Below are 15087 nucleotides of genomic sequence, written 5' to 3'. Positions count from 1 at the left end.
TTTTTCTCCCCTATTATTTTCTATTTCGTAAAAAATAGTGCCGGCAATTTACATACTGCGGCACTATGACAAACTTACTATTTCTGTTATTATCCGCATAAAAAAGAAACAAAATAACTACAACTTAGAGTCTTATTTACGCATTTGACTAGCAATAGTTGCATCCGTATCATGGAGTGTTTGTGCCGTTGAAGCTAATTGTCTCTGCACATCCTCTAACAATTCAACCATTTGCATGAATGAAGGACGTAATTCTTCATATTGTCCCGCAAACGCATCTTTTGCATTACCTTCCCAGATTTCCTCTAATTTTTCCATTAGCCCATCCAAATTACCCACAATATTTAGTACATTTCCGCTTTCCATACCATACTGTTGAGCAATAGTTGCTAATTCTTCAGGACTTATACGCATCATGCCAGACATACAAACTTCCTCCAACTTTAATATCTATCGTTCTTTAGTGCCATTATAAAAGAAAATATTGGTAGTAGCTACCACTTAAATAGAATCTTTTCAAAAATAAGTATTTATAACCATGAAATTGAATGCCTTTAAAGTCTCTTACCACTCATAAGTACTATAATACTAGATGTTGACATTACTAATTTCCTACAAAACTATAATAGTTAACCCAAAATTTGCTGGATCAATGATAGAACCTAATAATCCGAAATGATTCAACTGAAATCGTTCGGATTATTAGGTGAATAAAATACGTTTGTCTCATCCTTTCTCTTACTACCAGAAGAAAAATGGCAATACCGCCAACGTTGCAATGGCTCCAAGTGCGACACCAAATCCGAAACCATAACCCGGTCCATAAAATCCAATTCCAAATCCGCCTAAGCCTTGCTGACCAAGTGGTCGTAAATATACTCGATTGGAGCTAACACGGTCAATTATCCCTCGATGAACTCTCCCATTGTGTGTTTTAATTTCGACAGCTTTACCTTTATGTCGTTGACAAACGGAATAGTAATGTGATCCTGACATATCATTCACCCCCCATTTGTAGTACAGATACAACATTTTATGTATAAAATATTGCATTGTAAAAGACAGATGTATCAGGTGAATAGCGGAAATAAAGAGATTTTCCAGAGAAATAGCGCCCAAATTCTGATGATCTGGGTGATAACCTATATCAATTCTTATCTGTGCTCATACATTATTAATGTAAACGGACTGGAGGTGTTAGCAACATGGGTGAAGCAGTAGGCGGATATGGCTACGGCAGTGGCTTTGCTTTAATTGTAGTCTTATTTATCCTGTTGATTATCGTAGGTGCAGCTTACGTTTGTTAATAGGCTATATAAATTAGTAGGAGGGGTTTAAATGGGATTCGGTTATGGATCTAGTTGTGGCTGCGGAGGCTATGGTTATGGAGCTCCAGCAGGTGGTGGATATGGTTACGGTGTTGGCGGATTTGCCTTGATTGTAGTCTTATTCATTCTTCTTATTATCGTTGGCGCAGCTTGGTTGTAATACCTTTCTTATAAAAAATTAGTTTTTTGGTGTTCTTCGTTATTTCAGTATAAAAGAACAACCTATACAATCAGGGCGCTATCATAGCGCCCTGACTTCCTTTTTCTATAAAAGAATATAAAGTTTAACTTATTTTACGTCATCTAACTTATTCTCAATGCTTGTCATTATTTTTGCTGCCTCTTCCCAATTTCCAGCCGATAATGCCGCTTGATAAGCATCAAACAACTCTGCTATTTCTTGCAGTTTTTGTTCAGAAGAATCAGTAATCCCTTCATCTTCCTTGGATTTTTTATCATTTTGACCTTCTTCCACTACCCGATTTGGATCAATATATTGAAGTATCTTATCCAATGCTTTATCAAAGGTTGCTTCCATAACAATATGGTCATCATATGCCATTACAATTTGCTTCACTTCAGGTAAAGAAGTAGCATTTGAGGATTCAATATAAATTGGCTCTACATACAACATTGTATCTTCAATCGGAATTGCTAATAGGTTTCCTCGAATGACTTCTGATCCTCCCTGCGACCATAAATTCAATTTTTGGGAAATGGTGCTATCTTGATTAATTCTATTCTCGATTTGTTGTGGCCCATAGCTGTTTTTCTGCTTAGGGAAACGATACACAAGCATTTCTCCATAGTTTTCTCCATCGTTTCGTACACCCATCCACGCAATCATATTTTGCCGATTCTTTGGAGTATATGGCATCATAAGCATGAACTCTTCTTCTTCATACTCTGGCAATTTCATCGTGATATAATAGGGCTCTATTTCAATATCTTCATTGTAATATTTCTCCGTTGGAAATTGCCAATAATCCTCCCTGTTGTAAAATACTTCTAAATTAGTCATATGATATGTTCCATACATTTTTGCTTGAATGGTAAATAATCTTTCTGGATATCGAAAATGCGAACGAACGTCTTCTGGTATTTCCTCTGTAAATAGATCTGGAAACATCTTCGCATATGTTTGTAATAATGGATCTTCTTTATCAACCATATAAAAATTAACTTCTCCAGTATACGCGTCAATTACTACTTTTACTGCATTCCGAATATAATTTTCATTTCCTACATGTGGTTTGGCATACGGATAATTTTCCGCAGTTATATAAGCATCAATCATCCATGCAAGACTACCATTCTCTCTCACAAAAATATAGGGATCCTTGTCGTATTGAAAGAATGGAGCAATCCGTTCAACACGATCCATAATATTTCTCGTTTGTAAAATCTGACTTTCACTTGTTATCTGGTCAGAAACAAACATACGAAATGATCCTTCTTGTAACGAAAATAGAAGTCGATTGATTCCAGATAAAGAGATACCGCTATTGGCAGCAAATCGATTGGATACATTCTCATCGCCGGAAGGATAATCAAATTCATCCTTCTTACTATTCACGATGACATTATCGTAATCTTGTTCCCCAAAATAAATTTGCGGACGAGTAATATCTATATCTCCTTTTGGAGGAAGGTTTTTCACCATATACTCAGGCTGACCTTGTTCGGTAACTTGATTTACCTGACTCATAGCAACACCATAACCATGTGTATACCGGAGTTTTTGATTTACCCATGTTTTAGCCTGTGAAGGTAAGTCTACCGTACTCAATTCCCTCGCTCCGATAAACACTTGCTGGTACTCCCCGTTAATCTCATACCGATCAATGTCGATATTATTAAATTTATAGTAAGTCCTAAATGTTTGTAATTGATTATAAATATCTAGTAATGGTCTTGAATCATTGACTCTGACATTGTCTAGCGTTAACTTATTCCTATCAACCATTGCTTCAGTCAATGATTGATTAGCTGGATGCTCTCGCTCATCAATTCTTTCTAATTGATAGGCTGCTCTGGTATATTCCAAATTATGCTTTAGATATGGTGACTCCTTAGAGAATTCGTTTGGAGACACAATAAATTGTTGAACACCGACAGAAGCTAACTGCGCTACAATGACGAGCCCTAGATAACCAGCTATGGGGATTATCATCTGATAATATTTCCGACGATATAAAGCACTAACCATCCATACTGTTCCAATTACAGCAGTACCAGCTAAAATATAAGATGCCGGAATGTTTACGAGTTTATCGGTATAACTTAACCCATGTACAGCACTTTCTTGAAACAAATTAACTTGATTGGTTAACATGGATTCATAAGGCTGCAATAAATGGTGACTTGCCAAAAGAAGTCCGATCATACCTAATGTAATCCCCATATGAAGCTGTGCTGAACGGCTCATTTGATATAAATGAAAAAAGGAATAGAAACCAATCTCAATTACTAAATAGAAAATACTTAACCCTAGTAAAATGTATACAATCATTTTAATGAATGGCAAGACAAACATATAAAAGGAAATATCCATGTTAAAATACGGGTCATTTAATCCAAATGAGGATTGATTTACCATTTTCAGTAAAGGCTCCCACCCTATTCCTTGTACAATCATACTACCTATCGCACCGAATACAAGTGATATGGACGCCATTAATAATCTGCTCTGCTTCAGGTTTTCGATCATCGATGGTAGCTGATTATCGTGGAAATGACTAAGGTAGGAATTTCTTATCCATGAAATAGTAATATATGTAAGTATAAAGAAGAGGATAAATCCAAGAATACCGAGTATGACTTTACTGCCAATAATGGTTGTAAAAATACTACCAAATTGAAGTGAATCCATCCATATATAGTCAATAATCCATTGAAAGCTTATTAAACCAAGTGATAGGAGGATAATGATTATACCAAGAAATATCGCAAATCCAGTCCCAACACGTCTCCACTTTTTTGATTTTACTGTTTCCTTTTGTTCGTTATATTCCAAGTGCTAACCCCCTGAGAAAACTATTTCTTATATTGTAGCAAACTTCACAAGCACTATCTTCTTTTACGTGAATAATTGCTAAATGTTTCATTATTTTTATGCTAAAGCAAAAAAAGCACAAGTCCAAAAAGACTTCGTGCTATTTATCCCTAGCTACTTGTTGTTCAAGGCTGATAAACATGAGATTCCATCCATGTTTATACTGCTCTTTATATGATTTTTTCTCCTTCTCCATATCCTCAGCTTCCCGGCCTATCTCATGTGGAATATTTATAAATTGCGTGAATATCATTTCACAACCAGACTCAACTTCTTTCAGCTCTACCTTAATTTTATCCACTGATTCACTAAATTGCGGCATCTGAAATGTAAATACAATTTTTTTCGGCTCTTCAATCTCTAAGTACTTACCTATCGCTCGATAGTCCTTACCATCCCGGTGATCAACAATTTCCCATGTCCCACCGACAACTGAATGATTTGTACATACTTTATTTGACCCAGAAGTAGTAAACAGCCATCTTTTCATACAGTTTGGATCAAGCCAAGCATCGAATACCCTTTCTGGCCGTACAGAAAATTGACGCTTCATTTGTAATGTAACTTGTGATTCACTCGCCATTTCTCCCCTCCTAACACTCATCGTTATTTAGTTCTATTTCCAATTTATCAAATTGACTGTTCCACAGGTCCTCATAGAAACGCAGCCATTCTCTAGCTACAGAAAGTCCTTCTAACTGAATACTACAGCTATGAATACGGCCTTTGACATGACGATTTACTAACCCTGCCTTTTCCAATACCTTGATATGCTTGGAAATAGCTGCCAAAGAAATAGGAAAAGGTTTAGATAACTCCGATATGGTACAAGGATGGGCTGCTATTAAACGTATTATCTTCCGTCGAGTAGGATCAGCCAATGCGTGAAAAACATGATCTAATTTTGCTTCCTGCTGCTTAACGACCATCGTAATCCCTCATTCATTTACTATTTAAGTTTAGTTGCCAAGATACCCCAAATTTATCGTCTATCCAAGCAAACTTCTCACTAAACGGATAGCTGTCAAGTGGCATAAGCACTTGCCCTTCCTTAGAAAGTTCGTGAAAAGCATTCTCTATTTCTTGGTTTGACTCACACGCTACAAACAAAGAGATACCAGGTGTAAAAGACCATTCATGTTTAACAACACTATCACTACACATAAACGTTTGATCATTAATGATAAAAGTCGCTTGATGTACAGTTCCTTTTCTGCCAACTTCGCCCTTTCCATAGCGTATAATTTCCTTAATTTCTGATTGTCTAAATATAGACGTATAAATATTCATTGCCTCTTCTGCATTACCTGAAAATGTTAAAAAGGGGGTTACTTTTCCCATGTTTCCTTCATTCCTTTCTTTATTATTTAACCAATTAGTTAAATAATAAAGAATAGCCATCAAATAGTCAACCGAATGGTTAAACATTATTTTTTACACCTTAAATAGTGATTTTGATACCTTTTTTGAATTATAGTTCTATTAAAAACGATATCTAGCATAGAATCTAGAAAGAATAGGAAAGGCTGATTTCTATCATGAATCTAAAAAACACACTACTAACATCGGTTATTAGTACAGTCATATTACTTCTGCTTGTGGCTTTTATAACTCTACCAAAAATTCATGCTGATCTCTTTCATGTACCATTGATAAGTAAAATCACGGAGTCAACTATTTTTTCAGATGCCTTGCTTTTTATAATGAGTACGGAAATACCTCAATTGGATAATCATTTGGAGGAAAATGGTATGGAAACTCCAAAGTTTTCACGATTACTTTTTGAAGGAACATCAGGGATTACACCTAACAATTTTAACAGCCTGCTAAACCTAGAGTTGCCGGGATTAACTGCTTATTCCAATAATATTTATACGGCAGGAGCAGACAAAAATAGCACAAATATACCAATGGAATCTCCACCTCCTGATTTTGAAGATTTGCTAAAGGAAGATTCAAATAATAAAAAAACGGAGCAACCCAACGAGGAAAGTGATGATAAAGATAACGCGGAAATATTTATCTATCATAGTCATAGTTGGGAAGCTTTCCTACCTTTATTAGGAGATTCAAAGAAAAAACCTAGTGATGCATCAAGTACCGATAATAGTAAAAATATTGTAATGGTGGGCTCTTTATTAACAGAGCAATTAGAAAAACAGGGAATAACTACATTTCACGATACAACGAATGTAACAGCAGAATTACACAAAAAAGGGTGGGATTATTATGATTCGTATAAATATTCACGTCAAACCATCGAAGAAGTAATGGCATCCAACAATCATGTAAATTATCTAATCGATATTCATCGTGATGCACAACGAAAAGAAAAAACTACTATTAATGTTCATGGAAAAAATTACGCCAAACTCTATTTCATTGTAGGGGTAGAACACAATAAATACAAAGAAAACTTAAAATTTGTTGAAGCATTAAACGATCGTCTAAAAGAAAAATATCCAGGAATTAGTCGCGGTATCTATTTAAAAGATAAGTCAGAAGGAAATGGTATTTATAACCAAGATCTCTCTGCAAAATCTATTCTAATTGAGGTCGGCGGCGTCGATAATAACAAGGAAGAACTTAGCAATACAACAGAAGCATTAGCTAAAGTTATCAGTGATTATCATATGAATGCAGAAAAGGTAAATGCTGACGGTTAGTAGAAATGTATTTTCTATAAGGGGCTCTTCACGTTTCTCAGGCTATCGAAAATCTCGATAGCCTATTTTTGCAGGTTTTCCTACTTTTCTATCCCTTAGCATCTCGCTTAAAAGCAAAGGAAGATTTCTTCAATAGAAACAAGCGTTCCTCCATCTATTTTTATCAAGCGAATAATTCCCGCTACATATTTTATAATTTAATAAAATTACGAAACTTTTCCTTATTTTACTACGTATTACTATTAAAGAAAAAGTTGCATAACAACTTTATGAAGGATGTGATTCGAATGTCCCTATTTGGTGCACCAATTGAGACAGTCTATTTATATGTACTTATCATAGCAGGACTCTTAACTGTTCTTTACATTTTTTTCGGAGACTTTCTCGAGGGGATTGGTGAAATTTTTCCATTCATAAATCCCGTGCTCATCTTAGCATTTATTACTTTTTTTTCAGCAGCAGGATATATCCTAGAGTCCACTACTACATTATCTAGTCTTTTTATTATAGGTTTATCTCTAGTTATAAGTCTTATTTTAGATACACTATTAAATATTTTTATTCTTATTCCCTTATCTACAGCTGAGGAATCGTTAAGTTACACAGAAGAATCGTTAATTGGAAGAGTTGGTAAAATCATTATTCCAATTCCTGATGAAGGATATGGGGAAGTTGTTATTGAAAGTAAAAGCGGAATGATATCAAAACCTGCAACACAATATACAACAAAAGGTATTCATGAAGGCACTCAAGTATTAGTACTTGAGGTGAAAAATGGTGTGCTCTATGTAGAACCTTATGAAGATGAATTGGAAGTCTATGAATCTGATTAACCCTACAAATCCAATTTGGAATTGTACGTTAATAATATACATGTTGGAGGAGGAAATTTATGTTTGAAGGATTTTGGATTGTTATCGGAGTTGCGGTTTTCTTATTATTAGCATTAATTGGAGTCTTTATCACAAAATACCGAACCGCTGGTCCAGACGAAGCATTAATCGTAACTGGGAGCTACCTAGGTGGGAAAAATGTTCATGTAGATGAATCAGGTAATAAGATTAAGATCATTCGAGGAGGGGGTGCCTTTGTACTACCTGTTTTCCAACAGGCGGAACCACTCAGCTTGCTTTCTAGTAAATTAGAAGTAACCACACCAGAAGTTTATACTGAACAGGGAGTTCCTGTTATGGCAGATGGGACAGCAATTATTAAAATCGGTGGATCGATTGGAGAGATTGCAACTGCCGCAGAACAGTTTTTAGGCAAATCAAAAGAAGACAGAGAAAATGAAGCACGAGAGGTCTTAGAAGGACACTTGCGCTCCATTCTCGGGTCAATGACTGTCGAAGAAATTTACAAAAACCGTGATAAATTCTCACAGGAAGTACAGCGTGTTGCATCTCAAGATTTAGCAAAAATGGGCTTAATCATTGTCTCATTTACTATAAAGGATGTTAAGGATAAAAATGGTTATCTTGAATCACTTGGTAAGCCCAGAATTGCGCAAGTAAAGAGAGATGCTGATATAGCTACAGCAGAAGCGGATAAGGAAACACGTATAAAACGCGCTGAAGCAGCGAAAGACGCGAAAAAGGCTGAATTAGAAAGATCTACAGAAATCGCCGAGGCAGAAAAAGTGAATCAATTGAAAACTGCTGATTATCGTAGAGAACAGGATATTGCAAAAGCCCGAGCTGACCAAGCCTATGATTTAGAAACAGCCCGAGCAAAGCAGGAAGTAACCGAACATGAAATGGAAATAAAAATCATTGAACGTCAAAAGCAAATTGAATTGGAAGAAAAAGAAATTCAAAGACGAGAAAGACAATATGATTCTGAGGTTAAGAAGAAAGCAGACGCAGATCGTTATGCGGTAGAGCAATCAGCTATCGCCGATAAGACAAAACAAATAGCTGAGGCAGAAGCAAATCAATACCGAATTGAAGCTGAAGCCAGAGCAGATGCAGAGCGTGTAAGGGTTGATGGTCTTGCCAAGGCTGAATCTCAACGAGCACAAGGAGAATCTGAAGCAGAGGTCATCCGACTTACTGGATTAGCAGAGGCTGAGGCAAAACGTGAAATTGCAGAGGCATTTGAACAATATGGTCAAGCAGCCATATTAGATATGATAATGAAAATGCTACCAGAATATGCAAAAGAAATTGCCGCTCCACTTTCAAATATTGATAAGCTTACGGTTGTAGATACTGGAAGCAGTGGAAGTGACGGTGGTGCTAATAAGGTATCTGGATATGCTACAAACTTAATGGCAAGCTTGCAGGAATCCCTCAAAGCTTCCTCAGGTATTGATGTAAAAGAGCTATTAGAAAATATAACCGGAAAAAACAATCTTTCAGATAATACTGACTTCGAACAAATAAGGTATAGAAAAAATGACACCGAACAACAATTAGCAGAGATAGATCACAATAAGTAATCATGTGGATATACTTAATGGATAGGAGCTTTCGCTGTTCAAAGATGGGACAAAATTAACATAATTAACCCAAGAGCCAAACGATAAGATACCAACCCCCGGAAGTTAGAGAGAAAATCTAATTTATGGAAGCGATGTATCGTTGCTGAAGCCTTATCCGCAGAAAGCGTAGTATTTTGTTCGACTGATGAAAGAACCTGGTTTGTGTAAACAAAGGGGTCAGAACAAACCTTGATCAGTGGGGATTTTGTTTATTCCCCACTGATTGAGGTTTCACTTTATTGCTTGAACTGGCAGTCTTACTGCCAGTTATATACAAGATAAAACACATTTGTCTCAGCCCACTAATTTTAGTATGTTTATTTCTCATCTTTTATCGTTTCGTGCCTTTACGATTAAGAAATGTGGTTGCTTCATTAATGTTTCATAACCTGTTGGATTCTGTTCTTTAAACTTTCGTGTTGGTTGGGGTTCAATTACTTGTTCAAGTGAGAAATAAGAAAGTGTATCGTTTAAAATAGATTGCATTGACCTACTATATGAGTAAACATCGACGGATACCCCCGCTTTTTTCCATTTATCCTTCATTAGTTCTACTTTAAAATAATTAGTCATATGGTCTAATAAGAATTTCATCTGTGGGTGATGTACAGAAAATAATAGTAAGCCAGATGGTTTTAATATACGTTTAAATTCAACGAAGGTCTTGTGCCAATCTTTTAAGTAGTGAAGCGTTAAAGAACTAACAATGATATCATAGGAATTATCCGTAAATGGAAGTACTTCTTCTAAATCAACACAATAAGCCTGTATTGTTTCTCCCATTCTTCTCTTTGTAGCAGCTACCATTTTGGGGCTGAGATCAACTGCTGTTAGCCTCCCCCCTCTTTTCACCAATTGTTCTGTATACCAACCCGCTGCACAGCCTGCATCCAAAACTGATTTCCCTGTTAAATCCTCAGGTACTTGCTTCAGCATAGCTGGTCTTTCATATTGGCTATTGTATAAGCTTACTTTGTCAACCTCTTGTTCATACGCGTAGGATAATTGATCAAACGATTGTTTTATTTTGGATTTCATTAGCACTACCCCTTTCATAACAGCCCAATGTTATAGTTAACGCGAAAAATGGAAACTATCCTTGCTTGTTTATATGAACTAGTCTACGTCAATTTTTTGTATTTCTTGAAGCTCTTTCTCCCTAAAAACGAGCTTGTAGATTGCTGGCATTTCAAGCTTTTCCCAAAACGAAAAATCATAGCGACGATCAAAATAGTTCATGATGAGTACCATAATATTTCCATGTGTTCCAATTACAATATTCTCATTCTGATGAATTTCCAATAGTTCAAAAATGGACTTAACTCCTCTATGTTGTGCCTCATAATTGGACTCACCACCTGTGAAAGCAAAATCATAATTGCCCCAAACCTTGGTAATGGCTGTTTGAAAATCCTTTACCGGTTTATCTGACAAAATCCGCTCTTTAACATTTTCAATCAGACCTATCGTTTTGTCCAACTGTCTAGCCGTCCCTTCAATAGTTTGAATAGCTCGTCGATAAGGGCTCGAATAGACATGGTGAATGTTTTCTTTTGTGAGTTTATCTGTTACTTGACTAGCAGCAATTACACCTTGTGCTGATAAGGTTCTATTGTACTCATCAGGTGTATACGTTGAATGAGCATGCCTTACCAAATAAATTGTTGTTACCATCAACTATCCTCCTTCCCTCATTTAGATTTCCAATTGCCATTAGCTTCTATCGTATTATCTAACACAGTTTGAATACGCTTCTTCATTTGCAAAGGTAAATTTTCTTCGATTGCAGCTAATAGAATACTAGGATAACAGATACCATTACCCAGGAAATAATTTTCTAATTGTTTTACTTTTCGCTCTCTTCCCGGGATTAACTGGTAGAGGATAAACCAATCCTCTAATTTACAAAAAGGAACCTTTTTACCCTTGATTTGATGCTCAACAATAGAATTTTTGGTGAATGCATACGTATATACCCCATCTGAATGCCCGATCTTAAATTCACTCATTACATCTACTTCTAGCTGATCCACACAAAATTTAAAGAAATACGTAGTTAAAAAGGGATGTTTCTTTTGTACGTCCTTTTCTGTCCCAATACATCTCATAGCCCCCGTGAAAAGCTGTACCTCATTATCAGGAATGATTAAGTCTAAATCATGGACTTCATCTACAATGCCGTATTGATATAAAAGTTGGGAACCCCCAATCCCCCATGTCCCTTTTGTTGCATTTAAAGTGTCGGTTATGTACATTACTAATGAAGAAATCATTCTGCACGCCTCCTCTTCGACTTATTATACCGAATCCATAATACTCTGACAAAAGAAACTCAACGCGTAACGTTTTATTTACGCTAAATTGATAGTAGTCCTCGAATAAGTAGGTATCATCCTAGACGTGTACACAAAATTAAGACATTGAAAAACCGTTATACGTCGTGTATGAGAAGGATCGAAAAAACAGGTCGATGAAACGGCGAGCGGCTTTCTAATGAAGGTAAGTAGATCTACAGAACACGGAAGATTGTCTTCCCCTATATAAGATGGCGTTAGATAAGGGGGATTCTTTTCCGTATAAAGACAGAGAATACTGGAGACTTCCGCATTCGTCCCACACACACAACAAAAGCGCAAGCACCCGATTAGAAACGTAGAGAGTTAACGGAGATAAAGGAATCACGGTGTGGTTGCGCGCGAACCGATGATGGCGTATCGTAGGGCAATTCGCGAGACTGCCTAGTTTCTAGACGCTGGAGCTTGACGCGGTTCAACACTCCCATAGTTATCCATAGTGCTCAAATTTTATAGTTTCCTAGACAACAAAAAAAGCTTGTAGAAAACATAAAGGTTCTCTACAAGCTGCAAGGAACGTTCCTCTATGAACATTCCTTTTTCCATTTCATAATATGTGAACAAATTCACCATGTAATTGTTACCCATTCTTTATTTAGCTACTTCTATTTGATATTCCTCGTGTTCGTGTAAACCTTCATCATTTTCAACATGGATGATAGCATGATAAGTACCCTGTTCCCCAAAAGAATGGTTTGCAGTATATTCACCAGCCTTTTTCTCTTCTGCATCTACCCATTCATGTTTTTCTTCGCCTTCTTTCCATACCTCATAGCGCACAGCTGCTTGTTCAAGTGCTTGTTCATCCATCTGTAGATGAACGGTCATTTCCACATCCTGATCTATTTTTACATTTTCTAGTTTATTAAAGTGCATGGAGAATCCTTCTGCATGTGTACCATGATCGTGCTCTCCTGAGTCATGTTCATGATTTTCAGCCTCCTGCTCCTCATGACTTTTGCCATCTCCAACTATTATTGCTTTTTTCGGCATGGTATGAAGCGCCCTTGCGGTAGTATGAGCATACATTTCATATTCTCCGTCGTGATCAAATGTTGTTTCTGCAGTGTATGTACCATCTTGATTGTTTGTAGATTCAACTTTAATACTGTCATCTTTTTTGTCTTTTTCCCAGATTTCGAAAACCACTTCTTCGGCATCTGTAACCTTTTCATCACCATAAGTCACTGTTGCTTTTAATTCCACCGGATCACCAGGATCAACTGTTTCAGGTACTTCAAAATCTACATTTAATGACTTAACCTCTTCATCTTCAGCCTTTTTTGTCGTATCATCTTTTTCATTCTCGCCACAAGCGGCAAGAACCATCATCAAAATCATTCCTAAAATCAGCAACAAATATTTCTTGTGCATCTGACATTCTCCTCTTTTAATGGACTCAAAGACTAGTGCTTCCCACCACAAGTTGTATTACCATTCATTTTTTCAAATAAAGCTTTTTTAGCTGCTTGGAAGGCATATACTTCCCCTCCAAAACCCTTGACAAATTTTTCGGCATGCTCTTTCCATTCAAAAGTTAAAACCTGCGGTTGACAGCATCCCATATGTAATGTTGTATCCATTACAAACCAAGCTGAGGGTGCACTTATAGTTGTCTGTCTAAAAAAGTCTGGGCAAATCGCTTGAATTACCTTATCTCCCAATTGTTGATGTCGCAATAATCCGCAGTGAGCACAGCAGGCCATTTCGATTTTATCATTAGATAAGATTAAACGATAAGCTAGCCTATCATTATTTTTCCGGCTACAAAATACACAAGCATCATGACTAGTGTTCGTTTCCTGATGCTCCGTATGTACTAAAGAAATTCCTCCAAATGTTTTCTTAACAATCCCCTGATCTAATAGTCCCTTCACATCACGATGTATTGTCATTTCTGAGACACCAAATGTTTTACTTAATTCAGCTATTTTTAGATTCTTTTTTTCATAGATAAGTTTTTTTATGCGATTTTGACGCTCCAACGGCAGCATTATTTACCTCCCCCCTTACATAACATCATTTAACATCTTATAACAAAATATATCATGTGTAATCGGAATCATCAATGTAATTTCTTTGAATTATTTGTGAATAATTTATGTACTTTATGAATAGAATTATCTATTAGTCAATTCACGAATTCATTGCAAACTTAACACATTCTACTATAGTTTTCCTTCCTTTATCTGTGAGTATTTGTTAATTTATAATAAATGCCTTACGAATCTAAAGGAGAGATAAAATGAGTATCGAGATGTTACTTGTTGGCCAGCAGTGGAATATACCATTATTATGCGCACTCATATTAATAGTCATTGGATATATTCTATTATTCATAAAGAAAAGGTTAACAATAAATACGAAGTCTCAGCCTATATTATTAATCTTCTCCCTATGCCTCTTCTATCTAACCATAGGTAGTCCATTATCAGCAATTAGCCATTTTAACTTTAGTTTTCATATGATTCAAATGAGTATCGTCTATTTTATTATCCCGCCGTTGTTTATACGAAGTAGTCCTAAACTACACGTCCGTACTAGGAATAGCTTTTTAGGTATCCAAATTCGACTAAACATGAAATTGCTAACGATATCAGCACTTCTCCTTTTTGCTATCTTATTTTTTCTGTATCACTTACCTGTTGTCATGCAGTTTATATTCAAATACCCTATGATTCGTATACCATATTTAGTTGCACTTTTCATTTTAGCTTTTTTCATGTGGTGGCCATTAGCTAGTACCAAAGCTAAGATTTACTTTGACCAAAAGCAAAAGCGGAAATTCGTATTATTAAGTGCTATGATCCTAATGCCTGCATGTATGATATTTATTATTAGTGCATTATTTAATGGGATGCATCATCCATTTCTAAATCATGTTATCACCCAACTATGTATTCCTCCAACAGTGGAGCAAACAAGTGTGGTACCTTTCTCTTTCGATACACGCATAGATCAAGGAATCGCAGGATTTTCGATGCTTGGAATTCACAAAATTGGGTTAAAGTTGTCCACTCATTTGAATAAGCACTGTAGTTAATCAAATCCCATCGCTTCATTGTTGCCCTACCATCTCTGCTTAAACCTATGGAACTGGTTTTCCTAACAATGTCGTTCTCTCTACAATTTCGAACAATGTTGACATTAGGTGTCATATTTAACCGTTACACTAACAGTATATCAATTTGAAAGGAGTAAT

General features: G+C 36.2%; 17 protein-coding genes. 6 read left to right on the top strand and 11 right to left on the bottom strand.

Annotated features, from left to right (window positions below; genetic code table 11):
• Positions 1 to 132: 132 nt before the first annotated feature.
• Together Q1A47_RS01525 and Q1A47_RS01520 are read right to left on the bottom strand one after the other, a co-directional pair.
• Complete coding sequence (locus Q1A47_RS01525; protein WP_026682177.1) at positions 133 to 426, bottom strand: WXG100 family type VII secretion target; 294 nt, start codon at positions 424 to 426, stop codon at positions 133 to 135.
• Between the two features lie 315 nt (positions 427 to 741).
• The gene (locus Q1A47_RS01520; RefSeq protein WP_026682178.1) at positions 742 to 996 is read right to left on the bottom strand and encodes a hypothetical protein; all 255 of its coding nucleotides are present in this window, start codon (positions 994 to 996) and stop codon (positions 742 to 744) included.
• Between the two features lie 209 nt (positions 997 to 1205).
• Between Q1A47_RS01520 and Q1A47_RS01515 the strand changes: the two genes are divergently transcribed.
• Both Q1A47_RS01515 and Q1A47_RS01510 read left to right on the top strand, forming a co-directional pair.
• Positions 1206 to 1307, top strand: a complete 102-nt coding sequence (locus Q1A47_RS01515) for a YjcZ family sporulation protein (RefSeq protein ID WP_080668726.1) — start codon at positions 1206 to 1208, stop codon at positions 1305 to 1307.
• Positions 1308 to 1338: 31 nt separating this feature from the next.
• Positions 1339 to 1488, top strand: coding sequence for a YjcZ family sporulation protein (locus Q1A47_RS01510; protein ID WP_034679373.1), 150 nt, complete (start codon positions 1339 to 1341; stop codon positions 1486 to 1488).
• 129 nt (positions 1489 to 1617) lie between these two features.
• On the opposite strand, the gene Q1A47_RS01505 is transcribed toward Q1A47_RS01510, so the two are convergent.
• The 4 genes from Q1A47_RS01505 to Q1A47_RS01490 all read right to left on the bottom strand — a co-directional run bounded on the left by Q1A47_RS01505 (position 1618) and on the right by Q1A47_RS01490 (position 5724).
• Positions 1618 to 4344 (bottom strand): UPF0182 family protein, encoded by a 2727-nt coding sequence (locus Q1A47_RS01505; protein WP_166529953.1) that lies wholly within the window; start codon positions 4342 to 4344, stop codon positions 1618 to 1620.
• Between the two features lie 139 nt (positions 4345 to 4483).
• Positions 4484 to 4966, bottom strand: coding sequence for an SRPBCC domain-containing protein (locus Q1A47_RS01500; protein ID WP_121604996.1), 483 nt, complete (start codon positions 4964 to 4966; stop codon positions 4484 to 4486).
• Positions 4967 to 4976: 10 nt separating this feature from the next.
• Complete coding sequence (locus Q1A47_RS01495; protein ID WP_026682180.1) at positions 4977 to 5312, bottom strand: helix-turn-helix transcriptional regulator; 336 nt, start codon at positions 5310 to 5312, stop codon at positions 4977 to 4979.
• Between the two features lie 13 nt (positions 5313 to 5325).
• Complete coding sequence (locus Q1A47_RS01490) at positions 5326 to 5724, bottom strand: VOC family protein (protein ID WP_166529963.1); 399 nt, start codon at positions 5722 to 5724, stop codon at positions 5326 to 5328.
• A gap of 197 nt (positions 5725 to 5921) precedes the next feature.
• Here Q1A47_RS01490 and Q1A47_RS01485 point away from each other — a divergent pair, with 197 nt between their 5' ends.
• From Q1A47_RS01485 to Q1A47_RS01475, 3 genes are all read left to right on the top strand, one after another.
• On the top strand, positions 5922 to 7049 hold the full coding sequence (locus tag Q1A47_RS01485; protein ID WP_166529952.1) for a stage II sporulation protein P: 1128 nt from the start codon (positions 5922 to 5924) through the stop codon (positions 7047 to 7049).
• 287 nt (positions 7050 to 7336) lie between these two features.
• Positions 7337 to 7882 carry an NfeD family protein gene (locus tag Q1A47_RS01480; RefSeq protein WP_121604994.1) on the top strand — a complete coding sequence of 182 codons (546 nt, stop codon included), beginning with the start codon at positions 7337 to 7339 and terminating at the stop codon, positions 7880 to 7882.
• A 59-nt stretch (positions 7883 to 7941) separates the two neighbouring features.
• Positions 7942 to 9489 carry a flotillin family protein gene (locus Q1A47_RS01475; RefSeq protein ID WP_121604993.1) on the top strand — a complete coding sequence of 516 codons (1548 nt, stop codon included), beginning with the start codon at positions 7942 to 7944 and terminating at the stop codon, positions 9487 to 9489.
• Positions 9490 to 9855: 366 nt separating this feature from the next.
• On the opposite strand, the gene Q1A47_RS01470 is transcribed toward Q1A47_RS01475, so the two are convergent.
• The 5 genes from Q1A47_RS01470 to Q1A47_RS01450 all read right to left on the bottom strand — a co-directional run bounded on the left by Q1A47_RS01470 (position 9856) and on the right by Q1A47_RS01450 (position 13879).
• Positions 9856 to 10569, bottom strand: coding sequence for a class I SAM-dependent methyltransferase (locus tag Q1A47_RS01470; RefSeq protein WP_166529951.1), 714 nt, complete (start codon positions 10567 to 10569; stop codon positions 9856 to 9858).
• Between the two features lie 78 nt (positions 10570 to 10647).
• A complete protein-coding gene (locus Q1A47_RS01465) occupies positions 10648 to 11205 on the bottom strand; it encodes a histidine phosphatase family protein (RefSeq protein WP_121604991.1) in 558 nt (185 codons plus the stop codon).
• A 17-nt stretch (positions 11206 to 11222) separates the two neighbouring features.
• The gene (locus Q1A47_RS01460; protein WP_121604990.1) at positions 11223 to 11804 is read right to left on the bottom strand and encodes a hypothetical protein; all 582 of its coding nucleotides are present in this window, start codon (positions 11802 to 11804) and stop codon (positions 11223 to 11225) included.
• 672 nt (positions 11805 to 12476) lie between these two features.
• Positions 12477 to 13259: a FixH family protein gene (locus Q1A47_RS01455; protein WP_026682187.1), complete on the bottom strand. Its 783-nt coding sequence runs from the start codon at positions 13257 to 13259 to the stop codon at positions 12477 to 12479.
• 32 nt (positions 13260 to 13291) lie between these two features.
• Positions 13292 to 13879: a DeoR family transcriptional regulator gene (locus Q1A47_RS01450; protein WP_026682188.1), complete on the bottom strand. Its 588-nt coding sequence runs from the start codon at positions 13877 to 13879 to the stop codon at positions 13292 to 13294.
• Between the two features lie 251 nt (positions 13880 to 14130).
• Here Q1A47_RS01450 and Q1A47_RS01445 point away from each other — a divergent pair, with 251 nt between their 5' ends.
• Positions 14131 to 14928 (top strand): cytochrome c oxidase assembly protein, encoded by a 798-nt coding sequence (locus Q1A47_RS01445; protein ID WP_121604989.1) that lies wholly within the window; start codon positions 14131 to 14133, stop codon positions 14926 to 14928.
• Positions 14929 to 15087: the final 159 nt, after the last annotated feature.

This window comes from uncultured Virgibacillus sp., from assembly GCF_947495635.1.
Taxonomy (GTDB): Bacteria; Bacillota; Bacilli; order Bacillales; family Amphibacillaceae; genus Virgibacillus; species Virgibacillus salarius.
The sequence above is the reverse complement of the archived record's forward strand: the minus strand, read 5'-3'. Positions and strand labels throughout refer to the sequence as shown.

Bases quoted from the DNA above. Each gene is read 5' to 3' on its own strand.
- Q1A47_RS01495 (WP_026682180.1), bottom strand. From the start codon at position 5,312: ATGGTCGTTAAGCAGCAGGAAGCAAAATTAGATCATGTTTTTCACGCA.
- Q1A47_RS01465 (WP_121604991.1), bottom strand. From the start codon at position 11,205: ATGGTAACAACAATTTATTTGGTAAGGCATGCTCATTCAACGTATACA.
- Q1A47_RS01460 (WP_121604990.1), bottom strand. From the start codon at position 11,804: ATGATTTCTTCATTAGTAATGTACATAACCGACACTTTAAATGCAACA.
- Q1A47_RS01520 (WP_026682178.1), bottom strand. From the start codon at position 996: ATGTCAGGATCACATTACTATTCCGTTTGTCAACGACATAAAGGTAAA.
- Q1A47_RS01445 (WP_121604989.1), top strand. From the start codon at position 14,131: ATGAGTATCGAGATGTTACTTGTTGGCCAGCAGTGGAATATACCATTA.
- Q1A47_RS01470 (WP_166529951.1), bottom strand. From the start codon at position 10,569: ATGAAATCCAAAATAAAACAATCGTTTGATCAATTATCCTACGCGTAT.
- Q1A47_RS01450 (WP_026682188.1), bottom strand. From the start codon at position 13,879: ATGCTGCCGTTGGAGCGTCAAAATCGCATAAAAAAACTTATCTATGAA.
- Q1A47_RS01510 (WP_034679373.1), top strand. From the start codon at position 1,339: ATGGGATTCGGTTATGGATCTAGTTGTGGCTGCGGAGGCTATGGTTAT.
- Q1A47_RS01455 (WP_026682187.1), bottom strand. From the start codon at position 13,259: ATGCACAAGAAATATTTGTTGCTGATTTTAGGAATGATTTTGATGATG.
- Q1A47_RS01500 (WP_121604996.1), bottom strand. From the start codon at position 4,966: ATGGCGAGTGAATCACAAGTTACATTACAAATGAAGCGTCAATTTTCT.
- Q1A47_RS01485 (WP_166529952.1), top strand. From the start codon at position 5,922: ATGAATCTAAAAAACACACTACTAACATCGGTTATTAGTACAGTCATA.
- Q1A47_RS01475 (WP_121604993.1), top strand. From the start codon at position 7,942: ATGTTTGAAGGATTTTGGATTGTTATCGGAGTTGCGGTTTTCTTATTA.
- Q1A47_RS01515 (WP_080668726.1), top strand. From the start codon at position 1,206: ATGGGTGAAGCAGTAGGCGGATATGGCTACGGCAGTGGCTTTGCTTTA.
- Q1A47_RS01480 (WP_121604994.1), top strand. From the start codon at position 7,337: ATGTCCCTATTTGGTGCACCAATTGAGACAGTCTATTTATATGTACTT.
- Q1A47_RS01525 (WP_026682177.1), bottom strand. From the start codon at position 426: ATGTCTGGCATGATGCGTATAAGTCCTGAAGAATTAGCAACTATTGCT.
- Q1A47_RS01490 (WP_166529963.1), bottom strand. From the start codon at position 5,724: ATGGGAAAAGTAACCCCCTTTTTAACATTTTCAGGTAATGCAGAAGAG.